Genomic DNA, 15,567 nt, shown 5'->3' on the forward strand with positions numbered 1-15,567 from the left:
TTTCCTGTGGGAGCGAGCCTGCTCGCGAAAGCGATGTAACAGGCGACACTGGACTCTCGGTAAACTCCCGGCGACTTTGAATGGAAACCACTGACATGACCGAAGACACCATCAAGCGCCGGGCACGTGGTCTGGATCGGGCGTTCGATATCCTCGATTTTCTCAAGGAAATCGGCCAGCCCCTGCGCCCCAACGACATCGCCAACGGCATCGGCGGCCCGAAATCCACGGTCTACGAGCTGGTCGCATCCTTGCTGGAACGGCGGATTCTGGAACCGGTGGGCAAGGACGGCCACGTCTATCTCGGCCGCCAGTTGTACTTCCTCGGCCAAGCGCATCTGCGCCATTTCGACCTCAGCCGTGAGGCCGATCACGCCTTGCAGGAGATCGTCAGCCAGACCCGCGAAACCGCGCAGATGTGCCTGCTCAACGGGCGCAAATACACGGTGGCGTTGATGAAGGAGGGCGAGCGGCATTTCCGCATCTCATCGGATATCGGCGAAAACGCGCCGATCCCGTGGACCGCCTCCGGGCGCTTGCTGCTCGCGCACTTGAGCGATCAGCAGATCATCGACCTGATCGACGAGGACGACTACATCCTGCCCGACGGCGAACGCCTGCCGCTGGAACGCTTTCTGGCGGAGATTCGTCAGGCCGGTATCGATGGCTTCTTCTCCTTCGACAGCGTCGCCGACACGTTCACCCATTGCTTCGCCGCGCCGGTGAAAGACCCGCAAGGCGTGGCCATTTGCACGTTGTGCATCGTCGCCCCACGGGCCGATGCGAAAAACAATTACAACGACTATCGCCGGGTGCTGATCGAGAGCGCCAACAGCCTCGCCCGGCGGATCAACGAATAACCGCGGCTGCCTGCGGCCGCGACTGTGAGGACTGGACCATGACCACTGCCATCAACTCTGCCGTAGAAAAAGGCGACGCCGCCATCGGCGCGCAACTGACCCGCGACGTCAGCCTGCCGGCGTTGGTGCTGCACCGCGAGGCGCTCGAGCACAACATTCGCTGGATGCAGAAATTTGTCAGCGACAGCGGCGCCGAACTCGCGCCCCACGGCAAAACCAGCATGACCCCGGCACTGTTCAAGCGACAGCTCGACGCCGGCGCCTGGGGCATCACCCTCGCCAGCGCCACCCAGACCCGCGCCGCTTATGCTCACGGCGTACGTCGGGTGTTGATGGCCAATCAATTGGTCGGCACGCCTAACATGGCGTTGATTGCCGATCTGCTCGCCGATCCGACGTTCGATTTCTATTGCATGGTCGATCACCCGGACAACGTCGCCGACCTCGGGGCTTACTTCGCTTCCCGTGGGGTCAAGCTCAACGTGATGATCGAATACGGCGTGGTCGGCGGGCGCTGCGGGTGCCGCAGCGAGCAGGAAGTCATCGAGCTGGCCAAGGCCATCGATGCGCAACCGGCGCTGGCACTGACCGGCATCGAAGGTTACGAAGGCGTGATTCATGGTGATCACGCGGTTAGTGGCATTCGCCAGTTCGCCGCATCGCTGGTGCGCCTGGCGGTGCAGCTGCAGGACAGCGGCGCTTTCGCCATTGCCAAACCGATCATCACCGCATCGGGTTCAGCCTGGTATGACCTGATCGCCGAATCCTTCGAAACCCAGAACGCCGCTGGCCGCTTCCTCAGTGTGTTGCGCCCGGGCAGTTATGTCGCGCACGACCACGGCATCTACAAAGAGGCGCAGTGCTGCGTGCTCGACCGTCGCAGCGATCTGCACGAAGGCCTGCGCCCGGCGCTGGAAGTCTGGGCTCATGTGCAGTCGCTGCCGGAACCGGGTTTCGCGGTGATCGCCCTGGGCAAGCGCGACGTCGCATTCGACGCCGGTTTGCCAATGCCGTTGTTGCGCTACAAGGCCGGTGTGGTGCCGGCGACAGGTGATGATATCGGTGCGTGCAAGGTCACGGCGGTGATGGATCAGCATGCGTTCATGACCGTGGCGCCGGGTGTAGAACTGCGGGTCGGCGACATCATTTCCTTTGGTACTTCGCATCCGTGCCTGACGTTTGACAAATGGCGTGTTGGGTTGCTGGTGGATGAGCAGTTGGCGGTCATCGAGACCATGGCGACTTGTTTCTAAGGCTTGAGATTGCGTTGCGGCGGCTATTTCGCGAGCAGGCTCGCTCCCACAGAGGACGCATTTGAATGTGGGAGCGAGCCTGCTCGCGAAGACGCCCGCTTAGCCACCACTGAACCACCCGAGATCCCACCCGATGAAAATCCTCCGCAACACCCCGCGCATCGCCCTGATCGGCGAATGCATGATCGAACTGCAACAATGTGCCGACGGCAGTCTGCAGCAAAGCTTCGGTGGCGATACCCTCAATACGGCCGTGTACCTGTCCCGCGCGCTGGGCGACAAGGCGCAAGTCGACTACGTCACCGCGCTGGGCGATGACAGTTTCAGTGACGCAATGTGCCAGATCTGGCGCAGCGAAGGCATCGGCCTCGATCTGGTGCAGCGCTTGCCCGGTCGGCTTCCCGGTTTGTATTGCATACAGACCGACGCCAACGGCGAGCGGCGCTTTCTGTACTGGCGCAACGAAGCGGCGGTACGCGATTGCTTCACTACCCCTGCGGCCGAGCCGATTCTCGCGGCCTTGCCGGACTACGACGTGCTGTATTTCAGCGGGATCACCCTCGCCGTACTTGGCATGCAAGGCCGTGCCCGCCTGATCAAGACGTTGAGCGAAGCCCGGCAGCGCGATGCGCGCATCGTGTTTGACAACAACTACCGCCCACGCTTGTGGGCTTCTGTGGAAGAGGCGCGGGCGGCGTATCGCAGCGTCTTGCCTTATGTCGATCTGGCGTTGCTCACCGTGGATGACGAACAGGCGTTGTTCGGGTTTGCCGATTGCGCTGAGGTGTTTGCGACGTATGCGCAGATTGGCACGCCAGAAGTGGTGCTCAAGCGTGGCGCCGAGGCGTGCCTGATTCGTTGTCAGGGGGAGGCGTTTGAGGTGCCGGCGCAAAAGGTCGACAAGGTCGTCGACACCACGGCGGCGGGGGATTCGTTCAGTGCGGCGTATCTGGCCCGGCGCTTGCTCGGCGGCAGCCCGGCAGAGGCGGCCCAAGCGGGACATGAATTGGCCAGTCAGGTGATACAGGTGCCAGGGGCGCTGATCCCCAGGTAGTCAGAGAATGGCCGCTTGCTGCGCAATCGGTTCGCGAGCAGGCTCGCTCCCACAATGAAAATCCGGTCGAAATGTGGGAGCGAGCCTGCTCGCGAAGAAGCTCGACAGCCAGCCGATCAATCCCGATAAAACACCTGCACCAGGTGATAACCAAACTTGCTCTTGATCGGTCCATGCACGGTGCGCAGTGGTTTCTTGAATATCACCGCATCAATCGCGCCGACCATCTGTCCTGGACGTACTTCGCCCAGATCACCGCCGCGTTTGCCGGACGGGCAGGTGGAAAACTTCTTCGCCAGCACATCGAATGCTTCGCCCTTGGCGATGCGCTGTTTGAGTTGTTCGGCCTCTTCGGCGGTTTTCACCAGAATGTGGCGGGCTTGGGCTTTCATCGTGCAATACCTGATAACGGGGTGACAGCGGGGCGCGCGATTATGCCTCAAGTCACGGGGTCGGGTTGCTCAACTTGCGAATCTTGCTCGCCAACACTTCCAGGACAAAAGGCTTGGCGACCATGTCCATGCCCTCTTCAAGAAAGCCCTGGCGCTCGGCAGCAATCTGCGCGTAACCGGTCATGAACAGCACTTTAAGGCCGGGACGATGCTGGCGCGCAATTTCCGCCAACTGGCGACCGTTCATGCCGGGCAGCCCGACATCGGTGACCAGCAGATCGACACGTTGCGCGGACTCGAACAAGGGCAGGGCGATTTTGGCGTTTGCCGCTTCGAAGGTTTTGTAGCCCAGCTCCCTCAGCAGATCGAGCACCAGCATGCGCACCGCCGCGTCATCCTCGACCACGATTGCGGTTTCGCCAGAAGATGAAGCAGCAATCGGTTCGGCTTTCTTCACAGATGAAGTTTCCGGCGTCGGCTCAAGCAAGCGCGGCAAATACAGGCGCACGCAAGTACCTTGCCCCGGCACGCTGTCGAGGCTGACGTGACCACCGGACTGCTGGGCGAAACCGTAGATCATCGACAGCCCGAGCCCGGTGCCCTGGCCGATCGGCTTGGTGGTGAAGAACGGATCGAACGCTTTGGAGCGAATTGACGGAGTCATGCCGGTGCCGTTATCGCTGACCGCGAGCATGACGTATTCCCCGGCCTTGACCGGTTCGAGAATGGTGATGTCGCTGCTGTCGAGGTAAACGTTGGCAGTCTGGATCAGCAACGTGCCGCCTTCGGGCATCGCGTCGCGGGCGTTGATCACCAGATTGAGCAAGGCATTTTCCAGCTGGCTGACGTCGGTGCTCACCGGCCAAACGTCTTCGGGCAGGCGCAGTTGCAGATCGATCGGATCGCCTTTGGTGCGGCGGATCAGATCTTCCAGCGAGTGCACCAGCTCATTGACGTTCAGTTGCTTGCGGTCCAGCGACTGGCGCCGCGAGAACGCCAGCAAGCGATGCGTGAGCGCCGCCGCGCGATTGGCCGATGACACGGCCGCTTCGGTAAAACGGCCGATCTCGTCGGCACGACCATTGGCGATGTAGCGCTGCATCAAGTCCAGACTGCCGATAATGCCGGTCAGCATGTTGTTGAAGTCGTGGGCGATGCCACCCGTGAGCTGGCCGACGGCTTCCATCTTCTGCGCGTGGCGCAAGGCATCTTCGGCACGCTCGCGTTCGAACATCTCGTTCTGCAAACGCTCGTTGGCCTGAGCCAGTTGCTCGGTGCGCGCGCTGACCCGCTCTTCGAGGGTCTCGTTGAGATTACGCAGGGCTTCTTCGGTTTTCTTGCGCTCGGTCTCGTCGATGACAAAGATGTAGAAGCCGTTCACTGCACCGTCCGCACCATGTCGCGGCAGATAATTCATGAGGGCATGACGGGTGCTGCCATCGCGGTGCGGTGTGTAGAAACTGAAGGAACAGGCGCGCCCGGCCAGCGCTTCGGCGATGTACGGCGCACGCAGGAAATACGCCTCTTCGCCGATGACTTCGCGAATCTTGCGCCCGTACAACTCTTGCGGTGTGAGGCCGTACCAGTCGAGATACGCTGCATTGTTCAAGCGAAAACGCTCTTCGGCGTCGACATAGCTGATCAGGATCGGCATGGCGTTGATGATCAACTGCAATTCGGTCTGGCTCTGACGCAGCGCTTGTTCGGTGTGTTTGCGTTCGGTCAGGTCCAGCGCCGCGCCGAGAAAGCGCATCGGCCGACCATGATGATCCTTGTAGCAACGCCCCCGCGCGAACACCCAGCGCAGCGTGCCATCGGCCTGCAACAAGCGATATTCCTCAGCGTACTCGGTGCCGTGGGTGATGCAGTGCTTGATGCCGCGCGCAACCATTGCGCGGTCTTCGGGGTGCACCCCGTGCATATATTCGCTGATCGGCAACTGCCCGGCCTTGCTCGGATCAACGCCATGCAGTTCGGCAAAATGCGCATCGGCAATGAATCGGTCTTCGCCAATGTCCCAGTCCCACGTACCGACGGCGTCGGCGGCGGCGAGGGCCAGTTGCAGACGCTCTTCGGACTGGCGCTGAGCCTTGAGGCTTTCCTCGGAACGGCGCTGCAATTCCAGGGCAATGCGGCGGCGTTCGTTGGTCTCAATGGCAGTGATCAGAATTCCAGCGACCTGTGCGGTTTCATCGCGAATCGGACTGTAGGTCAGATCCAGCCAGAAATCGGTTTTTTTGCCGTCGCGCTGCACGCTGAAACGTTGCTCGCTGAAGCTGCGCACCTGGCCCTGCAGCACCGCTTGGTATATCGGCTCGGCAAAATCCCGTACTTCCGGCCAGATCTCATGCGTTGGCTGGCCGAAGGCTTCGGGATGCTTGCTGCCGGCGAGCAGGGCAAAGCCATTGTTGTAGATCTGCGTGAGTTGCGGCCCCCACAACAGCAGCATCGGCATCGGCGAATGAATCACGATGTCCACCGCTGTGCGCAGACTCTGCGGCCAGGTGCCGGCGGCGCCCAGCGGACTGCGGCTCCAGTCGGTGCGGGCGATCAGGGCCTGGGCGTCATCGGTGGTGGGTACAGCATTCATGTTTCAATCCTGAGCGTGGTTCGGTGAGACGGGGACTATCATTGTTGCAGGAGCCGCGCCAAGCGTAGGCCAAATCTGCTCATTCAATGCTTCGCGGGTGCTTTCAGCCATGGAAATCGATGCACTGTTGTCAACATTGTCGCAAAAAAACGGTTCGGATCTTTTCCTTTCCACCGGCGCACCACCGAGCGCTCGCATTGATGGTGTGCTGACGGCGCTCAGCGATCAGCCATTCAAACCTGGCGAAACCGCGGCCATCGCCACCTCCCTGATGGACGCCGAGCAGCGCCGGGAGTTCGACCGGGATCTTGAAATGAACCTGGCAATCTCCCGAACGGGCGTCGGCCGGTTCCGGGTGAACATTTTCAAGCAGCGCAACGACGTTTCGATCGTTATCCGCAACGTCAAGCTCGACATCCCGCGGTTCGAAGACTTGAAACTGCCGCCGGTGTTGCTGGAAACGGTGATGCTCAAACGTGGCCTGATTCTTTTTGTCGGCGCTACCAGTTCGGGCAAGTCGACCTCCCTGGCGGCGCTGATCGATCATCGCAACCGCCACAGTGCCGGACACATTGTTACCATCGAAGACCCGATCGAATATATCCATCGGCACAAGCGCTCGATCATCAATCAGCGTGAGGTTGGCGTCGATACGCGCAGCTTTCATGCCGCGCTGAAGAACACTTTACGCCAGGCACCGGACGTCGTCCTGATTGGTGAGATCCGTGACCGCGAAACCATGGAGCACGCGCTCTCGTTTGCCGATACAGGGCATCTTGTGTTGTCCACGTTACATGCGACCAATGCCAATCAGGCGCTGGATCGCATCATCAATATGTTTCCCGAGGAGAAGCGCGAGCAGCTGTTGCAGACATTGGGCAACAACCTGAAAGCCTTTGTCTCGCAGCGCTTGGTACGCACTGTCGACGGCCAGCGCAGGGCGGCCGTGGAAGTGTTATTAGGTACGCCGACTGTTGCTGATGCGCTCCGTCGCAATGAGTTGGCTGAGTTGAAAAGTATCATGGAGAAATCCGAAGACTCAGGCATGCAGACATTCGATGCTGCACTGTTACAGTTAGTCCTTGCGCGTGTTATTACAGTAGAAGAAGCTTTGAAAAACGCGGATTCGACAAACAACTTACGGTTAGGCATCAAGCTTAAACTGGATTCTCCAATCAACGAAAAAGCATCGACAGGGGATTGGGGGTTGGTGGAGTAAGTTGTCGTGTCTGTAGGCGGCTGAGCGGTCAGGTGATAGATGTTTGAAATCTAGACTAATACTTGGTTAGTTGTGGTTTCGCCTGTTTTTATTAGATTTGCGATCTCGATAGCAAGTCCATGTAAATAAACAGGTCAATAAAATGAAAAATCGATGTGGTGCAGGTGCTCTTTCCAAATTGAGCGCTGCCGATAATGTGCGTTGTTCTGCCGCAGATGAATTAGAACGAATGGCACTTCTAGGCCAGTTGAAAAGATTTCTTGTTGAAGCTCCGGAAGACGTTGCACGGGATATTTCAAACGACGACCAAAAGATCATCTGGCTCTCGCCTGAATCCTCTTTTGGACGTTTACAGAAACCGGCCAGCGAGATGCTTCAGGATCTGATGAGCTTACTTGGCTCCGGCACCTACAGTAGGGTTACGTCTTCGGGTGAAATTCACATATACGTTACTCATGAAGGGTGGATGGATGTATCGGATAACGTCAAGAGTAATCCCGACGCGAATGAGAAGTTCGAGAAGTTAGTTGCTATTGCAGCAGGTCTTGGTGGATTCGTTCACCTTGATAACGCAGTGCTGTTGTCGCAGTGGTTGCGTTTTCACGGGTTCAACGTGCCGGATGACAGAGAAAAACTAGAAAGCTTGATTGGCTTTTTGGAGTGGAAGTGGCCTGAAGGAGATGATTTTGGTAATTACTGGGGGCAGATAACTGGGCTAAATGATACGTCGATCACCTTGACACCACAGCAGTGTGCAGAGATTCGCGCAGTGACGAGTAAACTTTTCCCTGCGAATGAGAATCTACTTAACACAATCTTCAGAAGCGTAAGACCGTATAACGTTACTACCGTTAATTGGGACAGCGCTAACGAGGTCGTTGCAATGCTGGTTCGTCATCCAGCGTCGCAGAAAATTGCCAAGGAATACGTCATTGCACTGGACTGGTGGGGGGCGAAGGATTCCGAGGAAATCAGTAGTGACGATCTAGCTCAGGTATTGCTCACTGCAATAATTTTGCAGTTGGATTCATCCATAGGCGTTACTGGCAAGCGCAACTGCATCGGAACCTTTGATATATACGATTCGAGCACCATGGCTGATAGGCCGTTATATGCCATACGTGAAAATTTTGAGGCTTACCTTGTAGCAAAGGGCCATTCGCACTCGATTATTCCTCTCGCTTCCCACCTGCTCCTGGCTCATATAGCGCCTTGTCTCTTGGTTAAAAATCTGCCCCAAGAGCTTTACGCTGGCTCGATCGGCTGGGTGACGTTTTGCCAGGCGGTGAGCTTTATCGAGATCAATTGTCGAGGCGTCTCTCGCTTCATGACATATGAACAAGTCATCAAATTTGCAAGCATGGAAACGGTCAGCCCGGTACTGGGGGAGCTGCAAGGTATTACTGCGATCGACCCTATCATTGACTGGGCATTGATGAATGAAGTCATCACTCATGAGCAACTGAGCACGTCTGCTCTTACAGCAGCTCAAGACGCTTTGAATGCGTATAAAACGCACGTGGATGATATTGTTTTGGGAATCAAGGCATTTGGGGCGGCTCCGCCCAATCGGAAACGACTGGCGATGACTGCATTGAAGCAGGCGGTTGCTGATTTTGATGTTATTGAACAACCTCTTTTGCGTCCTGAGACTTATTCTGCAATGAGAGTGTCGATGCTTGATCTTCATATCGAAGGGTTGCTGGCGTCCGGAACATGGGATTGGAATAAAGAGCCCGGCATTTTTGATAAGTATCCGCAGCTTTTGGCCTTGCCTGCCATCAAACCAGCATTCGAAGCTGAGCTCGTTAGCTATCACTGCAATATTCATAAGGCGATGGCTTCAAACATAAAGCTGGCGATAGCAGGAATGCCTCGAGCCGATCGAGATATCTTTGCCTCAAGCAAGATCACGTTTTTTACTGTACGTCCTTCGGTTGCAGAGATTTACTATCCGTCATCGGCTAATTATAACTTGGTCGGCGCGGGTAATCAGCCGCCCAAAAATATCGAAGTTCAGCTCAAGAAAGACCAGGCGGTGGGGCGGTTCGGTGTAATTATGATAGCTTCCTTCGGGAATAATCAGACTTTATGCTATGAAATGTTTACCTTGCTGGGAGAGTGCAGAAGAAACGATGAGCTAGGCAAATTGATTATTTATACCCAAAAAATGAACATGCCTGGAAGGGTTGAATATACAGGGAAGCCCAATGATGCATTTTTCCCTTTGCCCCCCACGCATAACGTTCCAACTGATTTCGATAGCTACATTGTCGGAAAAAAGCCGTCGCCGAATGCCTCTGGGATTATGGTTATAGAGAAACTTGGCACTGTTATGGCTCCGACTTCTGCGTCGCGGGTCGTTCGTAATCATTATCAGTTTTTCGTAAATGAGCATATCGAAAATATTGCCCAATTTGTTGTGAAGAACAGACCATTGGGCAGCCTCCAGGATTTCAGGGAAGTCTTCACCGAATACACTGATAAAGAGCGTGCGGAGAACACTTATAACGAGGTGCTGACGTATATTATTGACCTGTGTGTCCCGTTCAAGAAATGTATCGAAGACTTGGCTTCCGGAAATAGAAATCAGGTGGTTGACGGAATTTACGCGTGCACGATGGATGCTATCGGTATTTTCTTCACTGTACTGGGTGCCCCGGCTAAAATTCTGCATATCGCAGCCAAAACAGTTTCGTTAACGGCAAAAATCGGCAGCCTCGTCAGGTTTGGCATTTCTCTGACAGTCTCGACTTTCAATCCGATTGATGGATTGCCAACTGCTGGATACCAAGCGTCAAAAGCATTGTTCAAAAGCGTCATGCATTTGGGCGCGTCGGGCGCAAAAGTCGTGGAATCTGCCGTTGTCCAGATGAGCAGACTGACCGGTACGGCGCGGGAATTTCACAAGCTGGCGAATGCTACCGATGTTGGTTTCGGGAGGTGGCGCCCGCTTGGAAGCACCGCGTCTTCTTTCAATGTCTGTGCCATCAAGAAAAGCAGTGAGTGGTACGCGGCCAATCGGCTAGGTAAGCCGTGGGGAAAACGACTCGTCAATTTCGACCTGCAAGAGAAGTTTAGTCTGCCATTACTGCAGAAACCGGTTCCGGGTGTTTTTACAGCTCACATTCTCGAGCGCAGTCTGCCACTGGCCCGTTTCAAAATAGACAGCGCAATTGAAGTGCTGGGCGCGCCGGCGCTGAATTTCAAAACCGACCCCACGATTGGATTGTTTTTTGGCAGTACCGCGGCGGCGCGTGACGAATTGTCCAATCTGCTAAGCGCCATCAGGCTGGATTTCGGCGGAACGTCCGCCAGTAATTTCCTGTTGGATAGCCTGAAACTAGATGATGGCGTCATTGAGGTAAATCCATTCGATTACAGTAAATGGAAGAGCGCAGGAGCTACAGATAAAAAGCGTGTTCAGTACATGACGGTCAATACACGTAACTTCAACCAGCGATTCAGCCTGACAGGTTACGGCGAAATCGCTGATGACCTCATCCACGAAATGATTCGGGTCAACCCCGCCAAGACCAGTCTGATCACTGCCGAGGGGGCGACCCGAGATGGTAAGGTCGGTTTGGATGTGGCGCCTTTACTAAACTTGGCAAAGGGACGCTTGCCCCGATCTGAGCCTATCACTGGCAGTTTTCACGAAAGTGCTCAAGCGCTCCTCAATGCAGACTCGCTGATGCTCGTTATTGCCTTGCTCAGTTTGTTGAAAACAAACGAAGCGTTGTTTTCGCTGAATCTCAGCATCATGCGCGCAGCGATCGAAGCCAGTGGAGATCAGCCCCTCACCGGTGAAGTTGTAATACAGCTGAATTGAGGCTGCGCCAGACGAAATTCAGTGTTGAATAACTTCGGTCATGGCCAGTTCGCGCCGATCCCGAAACTGCTCCAGCGCTTCGGGATTGGCCAGTGCATCGGTATTTTTCACTGGCCTCCCATGCACGACATCGCGCACCGCCAGCTCTACGATTTTGCCGCTGATGGTGCGCGGTATATCGGTTACTGCGACGATGCGTGCGGGAACATGCCTGGGTGTGGTATTGGCGCGGATCACTTCGCGGATTCGCTGTTCAAGCCCTTCATCCAGCTCGACGCCGTCGCGCAAACGCACGAACAACACGACGCGCACATCCTCCTGCCATTGCTGACCGATGGCGACGCAGTCCAGCACTTCACTGATTTTCTCGACCTGCCGATAAATCTCCGCCGTGCCGATGCGCACGCCGCCCGGATTCAACACCGCATCCGAACGGCCATGGATCATCATTGCGCCATCGGACAATTGCTCGGCGTAATCACCCTGCGCCCATACACCGGGGAACTGGCTGAAATAAGACTGGTGCAGTTTTGAGCCGTCGGGGTCATTCCACAAGCCGATCGGCATCGCCGGGAAGTGCCGCGTGCAGACCAGTTCACCTTTCTCACCGATCACCGGCTGGCCAGCGTCGTTCCACACCTCGACGGCCATGCCCAGGCTCTTGCCCATGATTTCTCCGCGACGTACCGCTGACAGCGGATTGCCATTGACGAAGCACGAAACGATGTCGGTGCCACCGGACATCGAGGCCAGACACACCTCGGTTTTGAAGTCGCGATAAACGAAATCGTAGCTTTGCGGTGACAAAGCCGAGCCTGTGCACAGCAGGGTTTTCAAACTGCTCAAATCATGGCTTTCCCGTGGCCTGGCGCCGCTGCTTTCCAGCGTCGCGAGGAATTTCGGACTGGTGCCAAACACGCTGATGCGTTCATCGTCGATCAGGTCGAGCAGGCGCTGGTGATCCGGGTGGAACGGCGAGCCGTCGTAGAGCACCACGGCGCTGCCAACCGCGAGCGCTGAAACCAGCCAGTTCCACATCATCCAGCCGCAGGTCGTGTAGTAGAACAAGCGGTCACCGGGACCGAGGTCGCAGTGCAAACCATGTTCCTTGACGTGTTGCAGCAGCACGCCGCCGGTGCTGTGGACGATGCATTTCGGCACGCCAGTGGTGCCGCTGGAGTACAGCACGTAGAGCGGATGATTGAACGGCACCGGGGTGAAATCCGGTTCACCACCGGGTTGATAAAAATCTTCCCAGAAGCAGACATCGGCTAGGGTTCGGTAATCCTCGATGCGAGCTTGCGGGCGAGCGTACGGGACGATGATCAACTGCTGCAGTGACGGCAGTTGTGCAAGGATTTCGTTGAGCTTGGCGGTCTGATCCAGGGTTTTTCCGGCGTATTGATAGCCGGCACAGGTGAGCAGCACTTTCGGTTCGATCTGGCCAAAGCGATCGATCACGCCGTGGGTGCCGAAGTCGGGCGACGAGCAGGACCAGATCGCGCCGAGGCTGGTAGTGGCCAGCATCGCCACCAGGGTTTGCCAGGTGTTGGGCATGCACGCCGCCACGCGATCACCCCGGCCAACGCCCGCCGCGCGCAGGCTCGCCTGAAACCCGGCGACCTGTTCGGCCAACTCGGCCCAGGTCAGTTGTTCGCGCTGACCATTCTCTGCGACTGCGATCACGGCCACGGCATCGTCGCGTCGGCGCAACAGGTGTTCAGCGAAGTTCAGGGTCGCGCCGGGGAACCACTCGGCGCTGGGCATTTCTGCACCTTCACGCAAGACGGCGTCGGGCTGAGTGTGGAAGCGGATGTCGAAGAAATCGACGATCGCCTGCCAGAACGCCGGGCGCTGATCGATGCTCCATTGGTGCAGGGCAGGGTAGCCGTCGAGCTTGAGCGAATGCCGCTGATTGATATCGCGCCGGAAGGCATCCATACGCGAACCGGCGATACGCTGGGTGTCGGGTTGCCAGAGGATGTCGGACATGGGTTTGCCTCTTCTTATCGGATTCGTACAGGCCAGGGAGATCATTCCCTGTGGGAGCGAGCCTGCTCGCGAAAGCGTTGTCTCAGTATCCCGAACTGTGTCTGATAAACCGCATTCGCGAGCGGGCTCGCTCCCACAATGGCCAGGTGTTTATTGCGCCAGCCAGCCACCATCAATGTTCCACGCCGCGCCGCGCACCTGGCTGCCGGCTTCGCTGCACAAGAACAGCACCAACTCACCCAGATGCTGCGGTGTGACGAACTCCAGCGAGGGCTGTTTTTCCGCCAGCAGATCATGCTGCGCCTGCTGCGGATCGACCCCCTTGGCCGCGCGATCGTCGATCTGCTTCTGCACCAGCGGCGTCAACACCCAGCCTGGACAGATCGCATTGCAAGTGACATTGCTGGTCGCGGTTTCCAGCCCGACCACTTTGGTCAGGCCGATCACGCCATGCTTGGCGGCGACGTACGCGGCTTTGCCGGTGGAGCCGACCTGGCCGTGCACCGAGGCGATATTGATGATGCGCCCCCAGTTCTTGCGGCGCATGCCCGGCAGGCTCAAACGGGTGCTGTGGAACACCGATGACAGGTTGATCGCAATGATCGAATCCCAGCGCTCAACCGGAAACTCTTCTACCGCCGAAACGTGCTGAATGCCGGCGTTGTTGACCAGAATGTCGACGCCGCCAAACTCGCGCTCGGCGTAGGCGACCATGTCGGCAATCTGCGCCGGGTCGCTGACATCGGCGGGATGATGGCCGACCTTGCCGCCGAACTGAGCGACTTCGGCGATCACCTTCGAGGCGTCGCCGAAGCCATTGAGGATCAGGTTGGCGCCGGCCTTCGCGAGAGTCAGCGCGATCCCCAGGCCGATGCCGCTGGTGGAGCCGGTCACCAAAGCTGTCTTGCCGGAAAGAGTGGTCATGAATACCTCACACAATACCAGTGGCGTAGAAAGTGCCGATCACCACGAAAACCGCCAGCGTCTTGATCAGCGTAATACAGAAAATGTCTTTATAGGCTTCGCGGTGGGTCAATCCGGTCACCGCCAGCAGGGTGATCACCGCGCCGTTGTGCGGCAGGGTGTCCATGCCGCCACTGGCCATCGCGGCCACGCGGTGCAGCACTTCCAGCGGGATATTCGCCGCGTGCGCCGCGCTGATGAACTGCTCGGACATCGCCGCCAGCGCAATGCTCATGCCGCCCGAGGCCGAACCGGTGATGCCGGCGAGCAGCGTCACGGTGATCGCTTCGTTGACCAACGGATTGGGAATCTGCTTGAGCCAGTCGGCCAGCACCAAAAAGCCCGGCAGCGAAGCGATTACCGCACCAAAGCCGTATTCAGACGCTGTGTTCATGGCCGCGAGCAACGCACCGCTGACTGCGCTTTTGCTGCCTTCGGCGAGCTTGCTTTTAATCGCCTTAAAGCCGAACGCCAGCACCATGAGGATGCCGACCAGCAACGCCGCCTGCACCGCCCAGATCGCCGTGAGCTTGGCGATTTCGGTAGTGACCGGCGCGGCCATGCCCGGCAGCGCGAGGCTGTGGGTCTTGCCGTACCAATGCGGAATCCACTGGGTGAACAGCAGGTTCATGATGCCCACGGCCAGCAATGGCGACAGGGCAATCCACGGGTTGGGCAGTTTCAGGTCTTCGGCGGTTTCCGGTTCGTTGCGCAGTTCAGTGCCGTAGCCTTCGCCGACACGTTGCGCCTTGTTGCGTTGGCGCTGCAGAAACAGCATGCCGGCGCAGAACACGAAAATCGTGCCGATCACCCCCAGCCACGGCGCCGCCCATGCGGTGGTGTTGAAGAAGGTGCTGGGAATGATGTTCTGGATCTGCGGCGTGCCGGGCAGGGCATCCATGGTGAACGAGAATGCGCCGAGGGCAATGGTCGCCGGAATCAGGCGTTTGGGAATATTGCTCTGGCGGAACATCTCCGCTGCAAACGGGTAAACAGCGAAGACAACGACGAACAACGACACGCCGCCATAAGTGAGCAGGGCGCACACCAGCACGATCACCAGCATTGCTTGTTTGGTACCGAGCAGGCGAATCGCAGCGGCGACGATCGAGCGCGAGAAACCGGACAGTTCGATGAGCTTGCCGAACACCGCGCCGAGCAGGAATACCGGGAAGTAGAGCTTGATGAAACCGACCATCTTGTCCATGAACACCCCGGTGAACGCGGGGGCAACGGCGGACGGATCGGTGAGCAGCACCGCGCCGAGGGCGGCGATCGGGGCGAAGAGGATGACGCTGTAGCCACGGTAGGCGGCGAGCATCAGCAGCGTCAGGGCTGCCAAGGCAATGATCACACTCATGGTGTGTCTCTCCAGGATTGTTATTTTTGTGGGTGAAACGGATGTGGAGAGG

General features: G+C 57.5%; 10 protein-coding genes. 5 read left to right on the forward strand and 5 right to left on the reverse strand.

Annotated features, from left to right (window positions below):
- The first annotated feature begins 95 nt into the window (after positions 1–95).
- The 3 genes from ASG55_RS08030 to ASG55_RS08040 all read left to right on the forward strand — a co-directional run bounded on the left by ASG55_RS08030 (position 96) and on the right by ASG55_RS08040 (position 3,167).
- Entirely contained in the window at positions 96–860 is a 765-nt protein-coding gene (locus ASG55_RS08030) for an IclR family transcriptional regulator (protein ID WP_041478714.1), read from the forward strand.
- 38 nt (positions 861–898) lie between these two features.
- On the forward strand, positions 899–2,113 hold the full coding sequence (locus ASG55_RS08035) for an amino acid deaminase (protein WP_056785243.1): 1,215 nt from the start codon (positions 899–901) through the stop codon (positions 2,111–2,113).
- Between the two features lie 133 nt (positions 2,114–2,246).
- A complete protein-coding gene (locus ASG55_RS08040) occupies positions 2,247–3,167 on the forward strand; it encodes a sugar kinase (RefSeq protein WP_056785245.1) in 921 nt (306 codons plus the stop codon).
- Between the two features lie 116 nt (positions 3,168–3,283).
- Here the strand turns inward: ASG55_RS08040 and ASG55_RS08045 are convergent, their stop codons facing one another.
- Positions 3,284–3,559 carry a peptidylprolyl isomerase gene (locus tag ASG55_RS08045; protein ID WP_007912322.1) on the reverse strand — a complete coding sequence of 92 codons (276 nt, stop codon included), beginning with the start codon at positions 3,557–3,559 and terminating at the stop codon, positions 3,284–3,286.
- Between the two features lie 52 nt (positions 3,560–3,611).
- Positions 3,612–6,149 carry a PAS domain-containing hybrid sensor histidine kinase/response regulator gene (locus tag ASG55_RS08050; protein ID WP_041478717.1) on the reverse strand — a complete coding sequence of 846 codons (2,538 nt, stop codon included), beginning with the start codon at positions 6,147–6,149 and terminating at the stop codon, positions 3,612–3,614.
- Between the two features lie 109 nt (positions 6,150–6,258).
- Here ASG55_RS08050 and ASG55_RS08055 point away from each other — a divergent pair, with 109 nt between their 5' ends.
- Together ASG55_RS08055 and ASG55_RS08060 are read left to right on the forward strand one after the other, a co-directional pair.
- Positions 6,259–7,368, forward strand: a complete 1,110-nt coding sequence (locus ASG55_RS08055; protein ID WP_056785248.1) for a PilT/PilU family type 4a pilus ATPase — start codon at positions 6,259–6,261, stop codon at positions 7,366–7,368.
- Between the two features lie 142 nt (positions 7,369–7,510).
- Entirely contained in the window at positions 7,511–11,200 is a 3,690-nt protein-coding gene (locus tag ASG55_RS08060; protein ID WP_156388170.1) for a hypothetical protein, read from the forward strand.
- A gap of 18 nt (positions 11,201–11,218) precedes the next feature.
- On the opposite strand, the gene ASG55_RS08065 is transcribed toward ASG55_RS08060, so the two are convergent.
- The 3 genes from ASG55_RS08065 to ASG55_RS08075 all read right to left on the reverse strand — a co-directional run bounded on the left by ASG55_RS08065 (position 11,219) and on the right by ASG55_RS08075 (position 15,515).
- Complete coding sequence (locus tag ASG55_RS08065) at positions 11,219–13,192, reverse strand: acetoacetate--CoA ligase (RefSeq protein ID WP_056785254.1); 1,974 nt, start codon at positions 13,190–13,192, stop codon at positions 11,219–11,221.
- A gap of 150 nt (positions 13,193–13,342) precedes the next feature.
- Positions 13,343–14,116, reverse strand: a complete 774-nt coding sequence (gene hbdH, locus ASG55_RS08070) for a 3-hydroxybutyrate dehydrogenase (protein ID WP_056785256.1) — start codon at positions 14,114–14,116, stop codon at positions 13,343–13,345.
- A 7-nt stretch (positions 14,117–14,123) separates the two neighbouring features.
- On the reverse strand, positions 14,124–15,515 hold the full coding sequence (locus tag ASG55_RS08075) for a GntP family permease (RefSeq protein WP_056785258.1): 1,392 nt from the start codon (positions 15,513–15,515) through the stop codon (positions 14,124–14,126).
- Positions 15,516–15,567 lie beyond the last annotated feature (52 nt).

The sequence above is a fragment of the Pseudomonas sp. Leaf434 genome (assembly GCF_001425545.1).
GTDB lineage: Bacteria > Pseudomonadota > Gammaproteobacteria > Pseudomonadales > Pseudomonadaceae > Aquipseudomonas > Aquipseudomonas siliginis.